The 14552-nt window shown below is 37.1% G+C and carries 15 protein-coding genes; 6 read left to right on the top strand and 9 right to left on the bottom strand.

Features of this window, described 5'->3' with window-relative positions; genetic code table 11:
- The first annotated feature begins 174 nt into the window (after positions 1-174).
- A complete protein-coding gene (locus tag COJ96_RS22200) occupies positions 175-996 on the top strand; it encodes a DODA-type extradiol aromatic ring-opening family dioxygenase (RefSeq protein ID WP_098575961.1) in 822 nt (273 codons plus the stop codon).
- Between the two features lie 131 nt (positions 997-1127).
- Here the strand turns inward: COJ96_RS22200 and COJ96_RS22195 are convergent, their stop codons facing one another.
- The 7 genes from COJ96_RS22195 to COJ96_RS22165 form a co-directional block, all read right to left on the bottom strand.
- The gene (locus COJ96_RS22195) at positions 1128-1916 is read right to left on the bottom strand and encodes a 2-keto-4-pentenoate hydratase (protein WP_098575960.1); all 789 of its coding nucleotides are present in this window, start codon (positions 1914-1916) and stop codon (positions 1128-1130) included.
- Positions 1917-1957: 41 nt separating this feature from the next.
- Positions 1958-2737 (bottom strand): 2-keto-4-pentenoate hydratase, encoded by a 780-nt coding sequence (locus tag COJ96_RS22190; protein ID WP_098575959.1) that lies wholly within the window; start codon positions 2735-2737, stop codon positions 1958-1960.
- 109 nt (positions 2738-2846) lie between these two features.
- Positions 2847-4331, bottom strand: a complete 1485-nt coding sequence (locus COJ96_RS22185; protein WP_098575958.1) for an aldehyde dehydrogenase — start codon at positions 4329-4331, stop codon at positions 2847-2849.
- Between the two features lie 393 nt (positions 4332-4724).
- Positions 4725-5534: an ABC transporter permease gene (locus COJ96_RS22180; RefSeq protein WP_098575957.1), complete on the bottom strand. Its 810-nt coding sequence runs from the start codon at positions 5532-5534 to the stop codon at positions 4725-4727.
- The gene (locus COJ96_RS22175; RefSeq protein WP_098575956.1) at positions 5534-6349 is read right to left on the bottom strand and encodes an ABC transporter ATP-binding protein; all 816 of its coding nucleotides are present in this window, start codon (positions 6347-6349) and stop codon (positions 5534-5536) included. Before COJ96_RS22175 ends, COJ96_RS22180 begins: the two co-directional genes overlap by 1 nt.
- A 44-nt stretch (positions 6350-6393) precedes the next feature.
- Complete coding sequence (locus tag COJ96_RS22170; RefSeq protein WP_098575955.1) at positions 6394-7419, bottom strand: ABC transporter substrate-binding protein; 1026 nt, start codon at positions 7417-7419, stop codon at positions 6394-6396.
- Between the two features lie 417 nt (positions 7420-7836).
- On the bottom strand, positions 7837-8589 hold the full coding sequence (locus COJ96_RS22165) for an IclR family transcriptional regulator (protein WP_180230212.1): 753 nt from the start codon (positions 8587-8589) through the stop codon (positions 7837-7839).
- Between the two features lie 191 nt (positions 8590-8780).
- Here COJ96_RS22165 and COJ96_RS22160 point away from each other — a divergent pair, with 191 nt between their 5' ends.
- Together COJ96_RS22160 and COJ96_RS28845 are read left to right on the top strand one after the other, a co-directional pair.
- A complete protein-coding gene (locus tag COJ96_RS22160; RefSeq protein WP_098575953.1) occupies positions 8781-9773 on the top strand; it encodes an ABC transporter substrate-binding protein in 993 nt (330 codons plus the stop codon).
- A 17-nt stretch (positions 9774-9790) separates the two neighbouring features.
- Positions 9791-9937, top strand: coding sequence for a hypothetical protein (locus COJ96_RS28845; protein ID WP_180230211.1), 147 nt, complete (start codon positions 9791-9793; stop codon positions 9935-9937).
- A 13-nt stretch (positions 9938-9950) separates the two neighbouring features.
- Here COJ96_RS28845 and COJ96_RS29370 read toward each other — a convergent pair whose 3' ends face one another.
- Positions 9951-10160: an IS3 family transposase gene (locus COJ96_RS29370; RefSeq protein ID WP_257148595.1), complete on the bottom strand. Its 210-nt coding sequence runs from the start codon at positions 10158-10160 to the stop codon at positions 9951-9953.
- Positions 10161-10437: 277 nt separating this feature from the next.
- Between COJ96_RS29370 and COJ96_RS22150 the strand changes: the two genes are divergently transcribed.
- Both COJ96_RS22150 and COJ96_RS22145 read left to right on the top strand, forming a co-directional pair.
- Positions 10438-11001: a CBO0543 family protein gene (locus COJ96_RS22150; protein ID WP_098575952.1), complete on the top strand. Its 564-nt coding sequence runs from the start codon at positions 10438-10440 to the stop codon at positions 10999-11001.
- A 100-nt stretch (positions 11002-11101) separates the two neighbouring features.
- Entirely contained in the window at positions 11102-11746 is a 645-nt protein-coding gene (locus tag COJ96_RS22145) for a TerC family protein (protein WP_257148594.1), read from the top strand.
- Positions 11747-11802: 56 nt separating this feature from the next.
- On the opposite strand, the gene COJ96_RS22140 is transcribed toward COJ96_RS22145, so the two are convergent.
- The gene (locus COJ96_RS22140; RefSeq protein ID WP_257148593.1) at positions 11803-12810 is read right to left on the bottom strand and encodes a DUF3231 family protein; all 1008 of its coding nucleotides are present in this window, start codon (positions 12808-12810) and stop codon (positions 11803-11805) included.
- Between the two features lie 417 nt (positions 12811-13227).
- On the opposite strand from COJ96_RS22140, the gene COJ96_RS22135 reads away from it, so the two are divergent.
- Positions 13228-14445: an eIF2A family protein gene (locus COJ96_RS22135; RefSeq protein WP_098575949.1), complete on the top strand. Its 1218-nt coding sequence runs from the start codon at positions 13228-13230 to the stop codon at positions 14443-14445.
- Positions 14446-14552 lie beyond the last annotated feature (107 nt).

Here is a 14552-nt window from a genome sequence, read left to right as displayed (position 1 = left end):
TGATGCTTGAAAAGAACCACAAATAAACTTACGAAAATCTCCTTTTTGTTCCATATAGAAGAATAACATCCTTGTAGGAGAAAAAGGAATAAGCCACTATTAACATAGTGGTTGAAATTTTTTAAATACAAAAATAATTCAAACTATATAAAAACAATCTAGGAGGAATTATTCATGTCAATTGAGTTAAGCATGCTTGTACCACACGCTCCAAGTCTTTGCCACGAGGATAAAGTACCGGATTTTCAGCAAAACATAGTTGCGGGTTTGAAAGAAGTTGCAAAGGAAATTGCCCAAATCAAACCGGATGTGATTGTTTTAGTTTCTTGTCACTGGCCATCTACTTTTGCACATTATGTTGACTGTAATCCAGTTCATAAAGGGCTGCTGACTGCACAGGAAGCCCCAGATATGATTACAGACGTTCCATATAATTACCCTGGTGACGAAAACTTGGGAAAAAAATTAGTAGAAGCCGGAAAAGCGGCCAATATTCCAGTCGAAGGGGTATACGGGGGGCATTTCGAGTGGGATTATGGTACGGTTGTACCTTTACGGTATCTCGTCCCAAAAGAAGATATACCTGTTATCAACCTATCTGTTACGCTAGCTGCTAATATCGAAGAAACCTATAAATGGGGCCAAGTCATCGCTAAGGTTTTACAGGATACGAAGGAGAAGGTTGTTTTCGTTTCAAGCGGTGCTTTATCCCATAACTTAGTACGTGGAAGGCACAATATGCCAACTCTTTCTGAACATGCCCTTAATAAAGAGTTTTTAGATTTAATTATGAATAAAAATTATCATGCTGCCTATCAAATGCTGCCACAATTTTCAAGTATAGCTAAAGTGGAATCAGGCGGCCGACATGTAGCGATGCTTTTGGGAGTCATCGACATAGATTGTACTCCAGTCTATTATGCAGACGGACAATCATCGGGAAGCTGGAATCCCCTTATTACGTTTTCGAAAAACAAGGTTTCAAGTTTAAAGTAGTATGTTTCCAAGTATATAAATAGTAATAGAATCTATCAAAATCACAAAAAAACAGATGTTTGAAGAATCGTTCTTCTTGAAACATCTGTTTTTTTATTATACTTTCAAGTATGAAATCAAGATATATTAAATTATTCTGTAACAGTGAAAGTAACTTCCCCGAGACCATCAAATTTAGCAGAAACAAAATCCCCTACGTTTAACAGTACTGCACTTGTTATCGCTCCGGATAAAATGATGTCACCTTTCAAAATTCTTTCACCTTTTCTTGCAAGCATATTGGCTAATACAGCAATTGCATTGGCAGGATGTCCTAAAACGGCTGCACCCGTACCTAGTTCTCTAATTTTTCCATTAATCGATAATGTTGAGCCTACTAATTCCAAGTCAAACTCACTAGGTTTTTTAAGCGTATTTCCAAATACTACTCTGGAAGCAGACGTATTATCGGCAATAACATCTGTATGTGTAAAATTAAAATTTTCATAGCGGCTGTCAATAATTTCAAGTGCAGGTAAAACATACTCTGTTTTTGCCAGTACCTGAGCGCCTGTAATCCCTGGTCCTTCAATATCCTCGCCGATTACAAAAGCAATTTCTGCTTCTACTTTTGGGTGAATTAGTTCAGAATAAGGAAGTGCACCTCCGTTATCAATCAGCATATAATCGAATATATATCCGTAAATTGGTTCCGAGACACCCATTTGATCCCATTTTGCTTTACTTGTTAATCCCATTTTAGGTCCAACAATTCTCTTGCCCTCATCCAATTTTTTCTGAACAAGTAATTCTTGTGCTTCATAAGCCTCTTCGACTGTTAAATCTGGTTTAATTTTTGAAGTAACTTTTACAACCTCACGTTTATCTACTTCTGCAGCAATTAAGTAATCAGCAATTTGCCTAATAATCTCACTAGCCATTTTTTTCTCCTCTTTCGTCACTTTAATTTGTTTATTATTTATTATTTAAAGTTAACACTTACTTGTCCAAGATGAGCAAACCTTGCTGTAAAATTGTCTCCAGGATTTGCAACTACCATGCCAGATAATGCCCCTGACAGGATGACTTCCCCGGCTTTTAGGGTAATATCGTATTCGGCTAAACGGTTGGCAAGCCATGCCACACAAGTTGCAGGATTTCCAAGTGCAGCTGCACCTACACCGGTATTCGCCACTTCACCATTTTGGTATAAAACCATACCAATTAATTCAAGATTAATATCTTCAATTTTTGTCGGCGTGCCTCCTAAAACAAACAATCCAGAAGAAGCATTATCAGCAACCGTGTCCTGCAGTTTAATTTTCCAATCTTGCACCCGGCTGTCAACAATTTCCAGGGCGGGAATAACATAATCTGTTGCTTGTAATACATCAAGAGCAGTAACATTTGGACCTTTTAAATCTTTTTTCAAAACAAAGGCGATTTCACCTTCAATTTTTGGCTGGAGCATGTTTTCGCAAAAAATCGTACCTCCATTTTCAACCACCATGCTATCTAATAGATGTCCATAGTCAGGCTCATCAACTCCCAACATTTTTTGAACTGCAACGGAGGTTAGACCGATTTTTTTGCCGACAATTTTTTGTCCTTCATTTAATTTCTTTTTGATATTTTCCAATTGAATATAGTAGGCTTCATCAACCGTAATTTCTGGATCAACTGTTGTTATAGGGTCAATTCCAACGTGTTTCTTTTCAGCTTCTAATAACTGAGCTGCAAACTTTTCAATTTTACTAGTCAATTGAATACATCCTTTCTATTTATTTATGTAGTTAAAGTGTGTAAATGCAGAGAAACATTTAATTATTCCGCTCAAATCAACAATGGCATCTGACACAGCCTAAAAAGAATTATAGTTTAACACAAATATTAGTTAGTTCAGTGTAGAATTCCCAGCTGTGAACTCCACCAACACGACCTATTCCACTATCCTTCGTTCCGCCGAATGGAGTTCTTAAATCACGTACAAACCAGCAGTTGATATAAGATAAACCTGATTCGATTTTTTGTGCTACACGGTGGGCACGACGGATATCGTTTGTCCAGATTGTGTTACTTAAGCCCATCCGAGTATCGTTTGCTGCTGCAATCACTTCTTCTTCGGAGTCGAATGGAATAACGGTAACAACTGGTCCAAAGATTTCTTCACGAACACATCGAGAGCTGTCATCTAAACCAGTAATAATAGTTGGTTCGATGAAATATCCCTTATCCAAACCTTCAGGACGCTTACCTCCTGTAACGAAAGTACCGCCTTCTTCTTCAGCGATTTTCAGGTAGCTCATTACTTTATCATAGTGTACCTTAGCAACTAATGCGCCTTGATCGTTGGACAGATCAAATGGATCACCAACTTTTAATTCTCTTGTTTTTGCTGCAAATTTTTCTACGAATTCGTCAAAAATTGGGCGTTCAACATAAATTCTTGAACCGCAAACGCAAACTTCCCCTTGGTTTGTGAAACTTGATCTAACAGTTGTTGCGACTACTTCATCAATATCCACATCTGCAAAGATGATGTTCGGGTTTTTACCTCCTAATTCGAAAGATAGTTTTTTCAATGTTGGGGCAGCTTCCGCCATGATCCGAGCACCTGTACTTACTTGTCCGATAAAGCCAATACCTGCAATGTCAGGGTGTTTGTTGATTGCACTGCCCGCGCCAGGTCCAAAACCGTGAACCAAGTTTACAACTCCATCTGGCACGCCAGCTTCTTTAAGAATTTCCATTAATTTTGTTGCTGTCATTGGAGTTAATTCAGATGGTTTAATAACGACTGTACAACCTGCAGCTAAAGCTGGAGCTAATTTCCAAGTTAATAAGAATAATGGAAGGTTCCATGGCTGGATTAATCCAACTACTCCGATGGGGCGGCGGTAACCATAGTTAAGTGCATGATGAACTTCATCCTGGTATGCCTCTGTCCCTACGGAAAGCATATAGTCAGCAAAGAAATGGAAGTTTGCTGCTGCACGAGGAGCATCAACGTGACGTGAGAATTTAAGATGTTTACCAGTATCTAATGATTCTAATTGAGCGATTTCTTCTTGTCTTGCTTCAAGAATATCCCCAACTTTGCGGATAATTTTTGAACGAGCTTGAACACTCATTTTTCCCCATGGTCCTTCTTCAAAAGCACGTTTAGCAGCTTTAACAGCTAAATCAATATCTGCTGCGCTTCCTTCTGCAACTGTACCGTAAACTTCTTCGGTAACAGGGTTCACGTTTTTAAATGTTTTTCCATCTACAGATTCAACAAATTTCCCGTCAATATAATTTAAACAATCAAATGGTTTTACAATAGGTTCTACTACCGTTTTAGTTTCAACTTGCATGGTTAAAAAACCCTCCTTTAAAATGGCAATCTATAATACTTTCTAATATTATTTTATCGACTAATTGTTCCACATACAACTATGCTGTTGCTGTATATGGAACAGGTTTCACTTTTTTTAAAATTTCCCACTATTTTAAATAATATAACAAACACGCAAAAAAGAACCTCGGGATTACATTATTTAAATAGAAGAAACTCGTCAAAAAAGGGAATCTACGGTTGATCAGGACATCATTTATATTAAATCCAAATCAAAAGATAAAACCTAAATAATCCTTTAGTAACTCTTAACTCCATCCAATAATAAGGAGAGGGAAGGGAAAAACTCACCGATTTCGGTGAGTTTTTTCGTTTTTAACCTTAAAACAGCTCAAACTATAATTTTTTCACCCTATAAATTCCGCCAAGGAGCAATTTTCTTTTCAAATATCTTTAAAAGCTCTGTTAATAAAACAGCTACTACCATTAATACCGCCACATAGGCTAAATATTGGGCAGTTTGGAACAGCTCTGATGCATGCCTGATTGCATACCCAATTCCCTTATTACCTGCAAGCATTTCTGCAACAACTACTGCAATTAATGCTCGCCCAAGTGCTAAGCGGATTCCAGTAATAATAAATGGGAAGGCTGAAGGCAAAATAACCTCTTTAAACATTTGTCCTTTGCTTGCCCCATAGGAGCGGGCAGCCTTAATTAAAGACGGGTCCGTCATTTTGACACCTGACATTGTGTTAATCAAAATTGGGAAAATGGATAGGGCAAACACCATCATAACCTTGGAAAGGGTATCTAAACCGAACCATAACACAAATAATGGTGTCAATGCGATCATTGGTGTTGTATAGAGTGCTGTTACAAAGGGATCAAAAGCTAATTCAAGATTTTTCCAATATCCCATTGCTAATCCGATTGGAATTCCGATTAACGCCATAGCAAATCCAATGCCAACCTCCATCCCGCTGACAGCAAGATGTGTAAAAACCTCTGCAGAGACGAAAAAGACAATGGCTTCGGAAAAAATTTTGCTTGGCCAGCTAAACATAAACGGATCTATGAGATTTAAGCGACCGCATAACTCCCAAATAATTAAAATAATGAGCAGTGTCACAGAAGGATAGAGGACACCTTTAGGTATCTTCCATGTACTCTTTTTCAAAGTAGATGATGAGAGATTTTTAGTAACTCCTACTTCTTGCATTATGCTTCCCCCTTCTTATATTGCCTTCTTACTTCCCCTTTTAGATGATCCCAAATCGACTGCTTATATTCCTGGTATTCGGGTAACACTTTCGTTTCAAGCGTTCTTGGATAAGGGATATCTATTTTAATTTCATCCACTATTTGTCCAGGCCGCACGGACATTAAGATAATTCTGCTGGAGAGAAAAACCGCTTCATCAATCGAGTGTGTGATGAAAATGACCGTTTTCTTCTCATTTAACATGATTTTCAAGACTTCTTCCTGCATGATTTCCCGTGTTTGTTCATCTATCGCAGAGAATGGCTCGTCCATCAGTAAAACCTTTGGCTCTACTGCAAAACCACGGGCGATTCCAACCCTTTGTTTCATTCCTCCGGACAGCTGATGAGGGTATTTATGTTCAAAACCTTCCAAGCCAACCATTTTGATATAATGCAAGACTTTATCACGAATCTCCTTGTTTTTCTTTCCTGCCATCCGTAATCCAAAAGCAACATTATCATAGACTGTTTGCCATGGCATTAAGGCAAAATCCTGGAATACCATTGCTCTATTTTCATCAGGTCCATGAACTTCTGATCCATTTATCAAAATAGTACCAGAGGTAGGCTTAAGCAGGCCATCTAATGTGTGAAGAAGCGTACTTTTTCCACATCCGCTCGGTCCTATGATCGAAATAAATTCTCCCTCATGTATTTCTCCGGAAACATCCTTTAATGCATGTACTTGATTCGGCTGACCTTCATTATAAATAACGTTCAGATTATCAAATTTTAAAATAGGGGTCTTTGTTTTTACGAATGTTTTAGTCATGGCGATCACCTCTTTAGATAGATTTTACTTAAGAATGTACTTGTTTAATCTACAATATAAGAATCATCATATAATTGGTCGATTGTTATATCACCTGTTAACATCCCGGCTTCTTTCGCCGTTTTAACAGCCCATTCAAGCCCTTCAATGTTAGCTTTACCTTTATCTGCTAAAGCAGGCAACACGAAATCAACAGATTTTTCAGCGTCTCCCTGACTCATTTCTAATTTTTCCATTATGATTTGAACCATTTCCTCTTTATTTTCTGGCTTTTTTGCATACTCGGTTGCTTCAGCAATAGCAGCCATAAAGCCTTTTGCTGCTTCCGGATTGTTCTTTAAAAACTCTCCATTGGCAATTAACATGTTGTGATTATACGTTTTCAGGTCATCCCTCATAAGAGATAATTTATGCATTCCGGCAGCTTCTGCTTTTAAATCTGTTGGCTGACTTAGAATGGTTAACTTCGCTTGACCGGTTACTAATGCTTGAAGACGAGTTGAGTTTTCACCGGCTTCTATAATACGGACATCCTTATCAGGTTCCAATCCATTGTGCTGTAACCACCAGCGGAGCTGAATGTCTGTGCCATTTCCTGTCCGATTCGTTGCCACAACTTGTCCTTTAAGATCTTCCGGTTTTTTGATATCTGATGTTGCGTAAATACTATACATGGATTGATCGTCAAATGTCCCAATCAACTTGATATTCGCTCCAGATGCGATGCCATTTATGACTGATTCTGGAAGACTGGAAATAATCTGAAACTCATTTGTCTGAAGTCCTCTAAGCGCAATGACTCCGCCCTGTACCTTTGTAATAGAAACTACAAGATTGTTTTTCTCAAACAGCTTATTCTTTTCAGCAACGAATACTGGCAGATAGCTAGCATTATAGGAAGGGAATGCCATGCTAATGCTCGTTTTTCCATCTTTACTTGTACCGTCTCCAGCTTTTACATTTGATTGAGTATTCTCCGTTTTTCCACAAGCACTAAGTATCAAAGCTAGTATCAAGAATGGTACGACGAATAGTTTTTGTGAAAATCCATATACTACTTTTTTCATCATTTAGCCCCCCTAGATTTGTTTTATTAGTACAAGAAATAATAATTACAGTTTTATTGAACGATTCCTTCTACCACCTATCTCCTCCTTCAAGGAAACGCTTTCACTCCGAAAAAAAATCGGAATGTCTTCGTTATCTTTTAAAAAATATTCTAAATATTACAGTAAATATATTCTCATAAAAAAATAAGCGTGTAATTTGCTTTGTTCTCATATATGGAACGAGCTTAAAAAAATTTTCACTATTGTTAACTTGTAAATATTAACAATGAATGTTATTCATCAACGTACTCCAACACATTTTACTAAAATAAAAATGAAAACCTATAGTTAACTTTATATAAAAAGAAAGAATGATTAGTTAGACTAATCATTTCTCGAAAATTAAGTATGTAATTACTGCTATCAGTCTATTATTAATTAATAGTAGTCCATTCCCATTCGTTCTGTAATCAGGCTGCTGCAATGTCTGAGTTCACGCACGTATTGCTCGATCTGATTTAAATAAAAAAATGATCTAGAACCGGTAATGCTTATCGCGCCTACCACTTTTCCTAAGTCATTTTTTACAGGTACTGCTACAGAGGAGATTCCATTTCTCAACTCTTCCATTGTTAAAGCAAAATCTTTCTTTCTAATTTCGTTTAAATTTTCTCTCAATTCGTTTGCAGAAACAATTGTTTTATCTGTATATTGAGTCAAACCATCTTCAATTACCCTTTCAACTTCTTTGTCATTTTGGTGAGCTAACAGCATTTTACCAATTGCAGTGCAGTGTGTAGGAATCCGGTCACCGATCTTCGATTTCGTTCCATTATCCCCATCGGGACTTCGCTTAACAAGGTATACCACTCCACCATTATCATATACACCAAGCCGTACAACGCGGTTAATAGACTTTGCTAGCTTTTCAAGGATAGTGACTGAAACTCTGCGTAGTTCCATTGAATGATAGACAGTGAAGCCGAGCTCGAATGCAGCGATACCTAATTGATATTTTTGGGTTTCCTGATTTTTTTCGACTAAATTTGATTCATTTAATGTTTTCATAAGCCGGAAAACAGTACTCTTTGCCAGCCCTAATCGAATACTCAATTCAGTTATTCCTAATTCCGTCTCTGTCTTCGAAAATGTCTGTAAAATTCTGATTGCATTATGTACTGAAGACAACATTTTTCGTCCCTCACTTTTTATTTTCATAATATTTTTATTATTATTATTTTAACGACAAATACCTATTTTTTCAAATGATTTCGCTAAATAGTGTGCCGTATAAAGGGACAGCCTGTTTCCAACACATGCATCCATAAGGCATTATGAAAGATATAATTTTTTATAAAGTAATTGAGAGAGGAAGTTGCTATATGTCTAAACTATCATTAAGCTTTGCCTGCTGGGATTACGATCGGATCCATGCTCTAACTAATGGTTCTGTTCAAGTAGAAGGAATTGATCTTAATTGGTTGAATATGCCGGTTGAGGAAACCTTTTGGAGAATGATGCGTCACCAAGAATTTGATGTAGCAGAATTATCCTTATCATCTTATTTAGTTGCTAAGGATCGCGGTTATCCTAATTTCACGGCGATTCCCGTTTTTATGTCCCGATTCTTCCGCCATTCCGGCATTTATATCAATAAGAATTCTGGTATAAAAAAACCGGAAGATCTAAAAGGAAAACGAGTTGGGATTCCAGAATATCAGTTAACCGCCTGCCTTTGGATTCGTGGTATACTCCAACATGATTACGGAGTTCATCCAGCCGACATGAATTGGTATATTGGCGGACAAGAAACAGCAGGCCGAATCGAGAAGATTAAGCTTGACCTACCTTGGAATATTAACATCAGGCAAATCGATGATAACCAAACTTTAAATCAAATGCTCGAATCTGGAGAAATAGATGCTTTTATCGCACCACGTGCACCGTCTTGTTTTCTTGAAGGGTCGCCAAATGTTCAGCGTCTTTTTCCTGATTATCCAGCTGTTGAAAAGGAATATTACAAGCGTACCGGGATTTTTCCTATTATGCATGTAGTAGCGATAAAAGATGAAATTTTAGCAGAACATCCATGGGTTGCTCAAAATTTATTCAAGGCTTTTGAGCAGGCAAAACAAAAGGTATATGAGGGTTTCAAGCAAACGGCCGCATTAAAAGTAACACTTCCATGGTTCACTTCCGAATGGGAGAATACGAGAGAATTAATGGGAGAGGATTTCTGGCCATACGGATTAGAAAATAACCGCCAAACCTTAGAAGCGGCTGTAGCCTATTCCTATGAACAGGGAATGATCAAGAACCAATTAAAGATAGAAGATTTGTTTGCCAAATCTACTTTAGAAAAATATACATTATAACAAAAGGAGGCAAACAAATGGCTAAAAAAGTTTTAGCAGCGGTAGCAGTAGGTCAAAAGGAAACAGCTCTTCATGAATTTGATATACCGGATATCTCAGCTGAGGAAGGAATACTCCGCATCGAAATTGTGGGAATCTGTGGAACCGATGTTTCTTATTATTAGACACAATATTTCGTTAGGCAGCTTGTTGGGCATGAGCTCGGTATTGAACTGAACTCATGCCTTTTAATTTTGCCTTGATTCGTTTGTGATTATAGTATTTTAAATACTTTTCTAGTTCTTGCTTAAAGTGTTCCACACAATTAAAATTGTTAGATTGAATCATCTGATTAAAAATCATTAGTAGTGTCAATTCTTTCAAGGAGTGAATTGTAGCCTGAATCACCTTCTACTTCTGTTAACTCTAGCCATACTAATGTACATCCTCATTTTATTAGCTCATTTTTGTCAATTTCCCTTAAAAGGTTTAAGTCCTAAGAAATGCATATCTATTTCTATGTCAGTAAAAAATACGGAAGAGGTGAGAACAAATGGAAATTGATAAGTTATTTTTAATGAACTTTTTAATTTTAGGTTATGAAAATTCTTTAAAAGGCTAAGTGAATAAAAGACTGTTTAACAGAAAAAATGTAATAACTATGTTTTAAGGAGATGTAATATGAATGGCATTTGAGGAAGGGCTCGCTCAATCAGAAAAAGCTTACAACCAGCTCACTGAGGTTTGTTCTTTATTTGCTAAAACATTGAAAGAAGATTTTCTCTCAACATGGCAATGGTGGTTTGGAGTGGCCTTATTTATTATTCCATGGATTGTTTGGATTATATTTAGGAAAAAAGATAGCACAGCACGCCTTCTTTTAGCAGGCTTAATGACCATTATATTGTCACTTACAATAGATCTTGCTGCCTTATCTCTAGGGTTGTGGTCTTATCCAATGGTAATCATTCCACTAGCCCCCTTTCTGTTTTTACCTTATCACTTCTCTTTAGCACCAGTTGGGATCATGATTGCTCTACAAATAAAGCCAAAAATGAATCCCTTGTTAAAAGGAGTCGTATTCGCTGCAATTAGTGCTTTTGGAGGAATGAATTTCTTTGATGCAATCGACTTTTATAACCCTAAAAATTGGTCCACTTTATATGATTTTATTATTTTTTTAACTCTTTACTTTGTCGCTTATTCAGTTACAAAGATGGAGAGCTATACTCAATTAGATAAGAGATAAAATATTCGATTGTGACATTAGGTGTTCTATTCTTTATATCAAATGAATATAATGACAAAGTTAAACTTGTCCAGAGGTGAATATTTTGGAGATTTTTGGTTTGTCATTTGCAGTATTATTGAAAGTTATAGTAATTAATATTGTATTAAGTGGAGATAATGCAGTTGTAATTGCAATGGCGTCACGAAATGTTCCAAAGAAACAGCAAAAGAAAGCAATCTTTTGGGGAACCTTTGGAGCGATTATTTTACGTTTACTTTTTGCAGTAGTCATTGTTAACCTGCTTGACGTACCGTTCGTTACCTTTATTGGCGGCCTTCTGCTCGTGTATATTGCCATTAAGTTATTAATTGGTGAGGAGGAGGAACATCTGAAAGAGGGCGGGGCAAGTTTATTTTCCGCTGTCAAAACAATTATCATTGCAGATGCTGTCATGTCTCTTGATAATGTCCTAGCTATTGCGGGGGCAGTTGGTGGGAATTTGGGCGGTATTGTGATCGGTGTGATTGTAAGTGTTCCAATTGTTGTCTTTGGAAGCCAGTTAATATTAATAGCAATGGAGAAGTACCCGATTATCTCCTATGCAGGTTCAGGAATCTTATCTTGGACTGCAGGAGAAATGATTGTCGAGGAACCCGAATTTGTATCATTTCTCACTCGTGATTTACAGTTATTGATTCCTACTGCAATTACAGTCTTTGTTATTGGTTTTGGGTATTTACTAGCAAGGAAAAGACTAGTATAGAAGTGAAAAGGGCGATGCAAGAATTTGCAACGCTCTTTATTTGAATTGGCAAAACTTCATGAGTTATTTATGATTTGATTTCTGTCTTCTGATTGAGGTGGTTCCTCAAACCATCTATGCTTGATCATAATTTCAATCCCTTCTTGACCATAAAAATAGATATCTTTGGCTAGGAGGGCTAATTTTAAGGAGATATCATTTCTTAATGTAAAAAATGTACCAAAGCTATTTCCTACGATGCAAAATCCATTTAGAAAGGTGATACAATGCATCATTAGTTTGTCTGAAAATGGGGCAATGGTTGACGTTGTTACCGTACCCCCTGAATGGGCCGAAAACGGTATATCATTTTCCAAAAGAATTCCTTGGAATATTTTAACTTGTTTTTTTGCAAGTTCTTTCCCTTTTTCAAAATATTTTCTAACTTCTTTGCTCTGCGCGCATTGAGCAAATCCTGTAATAAGCTGCATTCCAATGTTATTAGTCTCTATTCCATGATGGAGTACACCAAGTTCAATGTCGTTTAATGCCCGTTTAGAATTAAATGGGTGAAAGCCGTTCATATAATCCTTACTCTTAATAAATTCTGTTGTTTTTGGCATTGTCACCTTTGGTGGAAGGGTCAAGATTCCTTTTTCCAGTAAATATAGGGTGGCTAACTTATAAATTTTGTGGGTAACAGTGGTAAGTCCTTCATAAATCTTTATTACATCATCGTTATATGCCATATTCATGTTAATGGTGTACATACCCATGCTTACTTCTTTTAATACTCGTAAAAACATCACGTCAAATCCATTGTCAAATAATTTGGGCGCTTCTAAATTAACATCTTCTTTCCTAAAACCAATTGGAATAACGACCCCTTGCTGGCTAAATATTTTCTCAATTTCTATAACATAGTAATTTAACTCCTGCCATAAGCCACCTAAGATATTCCTGGCTTCCTCGTCATCCGCTTTTTTCATGAAATATTCTAAAATTCTCATAATAAGAGTTTTTTCTTGGTATGTAAGCCAAAGGGTTCCTACCTCTGATGAGCTTATCGGATTTGTTAAAATCAAAAGGATCCCACCTTCTTTAAATATAAATAAATTATTCCCGAGGCAGTGGGTAATCATTCGAAAATCAGTTTTTTAAACTAAAACGTCTTTTCCTTAATCGAGTAACCAGCGAAAGTAAGCGGAGATTTTCCGGTTATATGCAGAATGGGGCTTGTTTTGGGGGAAATAAGGGGAGATTTTCCGCTTATGCAAAGAAAAATCTTCCATTTTCATGTTTTTCGAGTCAATAGGCGGAATTTCTCCGTCTATTTGAGCCCTTTTTAATGATAATTAAGAATTAAGCGGAATTTCTCCGGTTATTTATCAGATCGGGTACTTAAAATTGGAAGATATCCTCCAAATTGGACCATTTCACGATTGTTAGTTAGGAGCATCCCAAGTTCCTATCAGGGCACAATATAAACAGGAGGGATACTCTTGGGATTTCGGATTGTATTATTAATAATTTTATTCAGTCTTAATTTTTCGTTGGTTGTCAGTGCAGAAACTCCGCTCACTGCTGCTTTTATCCGTGACCATCAGCTCTGGATCAAAAAGGGAGAACAAGAAATACAAATCACTAAAAATCGATATGTGTATTCTCAGAAATGGTCATATGATGGCAGGTTTATTGGTTTTATTGATGGGGATGAAAAGGGTGAAAAATCTAATCTGTTTATTTATGATACAAAGGAAAGGGAAACCTACCAGCCTTACGTAAGGGTCGAAACATCTGACTTTAAATGGTCTCCAACCAAAAATCAATTAGCCTACAATGATCAAGGCATTTTGAACATTACGAAAACAAAGAATGGCCGTCCGGAAGGTTTTGAAAATGTCTCACTTGGGGTTAGCGGTTTTGAATGGTTTCCGAATGGGAAGGAATTTATCGTTGCCTCACAATCTAAGTTACGTCCAACGGGATGGGGGCCCATTCCGCTTTATCGAATACCAGTAGATGCCAATCTCGCGAAAGAAAAAATGAGGCATTTTTATACCATAAAAACAAAAGAACCTGAGCTGTTTGCGATTGATGCTGATTATTTTAAGTGGAGTGCGGACGGGAAGTGGGTTAGCTTTTTAGCAACTCCAACCGCCTCTTGGTCGATGGATAGCAATACTTTATGTGTTTTAACCTCCAAAGGAGAACACTTTCAAGCGGTAGGTAAAATGTTAGGTTTCAAAAACTGGTTCAAGTGGGCTCCATCAGCCAACCAACTAGCCTATATTTCAGGAGAAGGAAGATTTTTTGTTGAAAATAAGAAAACGACGATTGCTGATATGCCAACTTACAAGCCGCAAAAGGAATACACACCTAAAGGTTTTGTAGACCTTGATTTGGAATGGTTCTCACCGGAAAAGGTGATTGTCGCTCGCGCAAAAGAGAACAAGGTGTGGAAAGAAGGGCCCGTTCCAACGATGTTCACCACACTGTATGAGATTAATATTAAAACAAAAGAACAAAAGCAAATCTCATTTCCAAACAATAATGAACTTGATGAAGTACCTCAAGTTGTTGGTACCTATCTTACTTGGGTTCGCAAGCAGAGAGTGGGATCTAAAGGTGATGTCTGGGTGAAGGACGGTTTAAATCGTAAAGAGCATATATGGCTAAAGAATATTGATGAAGCGCCAATCTTTTTTACTCCGAATTGAAGGCCATTGTTGCTGTTATGCATTCCGCTGAACCGGATGCTGCTCGATCCATGTTACAATCCCATCGTTTTAGAGCTCGTAGTGAAATATTACAAATTATCCAATCT

Source organism: Bacillus sp. AFS073361, from assembly GCF_002567005.1.
Classification (GTDB): Bacteria; Bacillota; Bacilli; order Bacillales; family Cytobacillaceae; genus Neobacillus.
Note: the sequence above shows the minus strand (reverse complement) of the source record. Positions and strands in the feature narration are given on the sequence as shown.

Bases quoted from the DNA above. Each gene is read 5' to 3' on its own strand.
- COJ96_RS22200 (WP_098575961.1), top strand. From the start codon at position 175: ATGTCAATTGAGTTAAGCATGCTTGTACCACACGCTCCAAGTCTTTGC.
- COJ96_RS22195 (WP_098575960.1), bottom strand. From the start codon at position 1,916: ATGGCTAGTGAGATTATTAGGCAAATTGCTGATTACTTAATTGCTGCA.
- COJ96_RS22185 (WP_098575958.1), bottom strand. From the start codon at position 4,331: ATGCAAGTTGAAACTAAAACGGTAGTAGAACCTATTGTAAAACCATTT.
- COJ96_RS22180 (WP_098575957.1), bottom strand. From the start codon at position 5,534: ATGCAAGAAGTAGGAGTTACTAAAAATCTCTCATCATCTACTTTGAAA.
- COJ96_RS22175 (WP_098575956.1), bottom strand. From the start codon at position 6,349: ATGACTAAAACATTCGTAAAAACAAAGACCCCTATTTTAAAATTTGAT.
- COJ96_RS22170 (WP_098575955.1), bottom strand. From the start codon at position 7,419: ATGATGAAAAAAGTAGTATATGGATTTTCACAAAAACTATTCGTCGTA.
- COJ96_RS22165 (WP_180230212.1), bottom strand. From the start codon at position 8,589: ATGTTGTCTTCAGTACATAATGCAATCAGAATTTTACAGACATTTTCG.
- COJ96_RS22160 (WP_098575953.1), top strand. From the start codon at position 8,781: ATGTCTAAACTATCATTAAGCTTTGCCTGCTGGGATTACGATCGGATC.
- COJ96_RS28845 (WP_180230211.1), top strand. From the start codon at position 9,791: ATGGCTAAAAAAGTTTTAGCAGCGGTAGCAGTAGGTCAAAAGGAAACA.
- COJ96_RS22150 (WP_098575952.1), top strand. From the start codon at position 10,438: ATGGCATTTGAGGAAGGGCTCGCTCAATCAGAAAAAGCTTACAACCAG.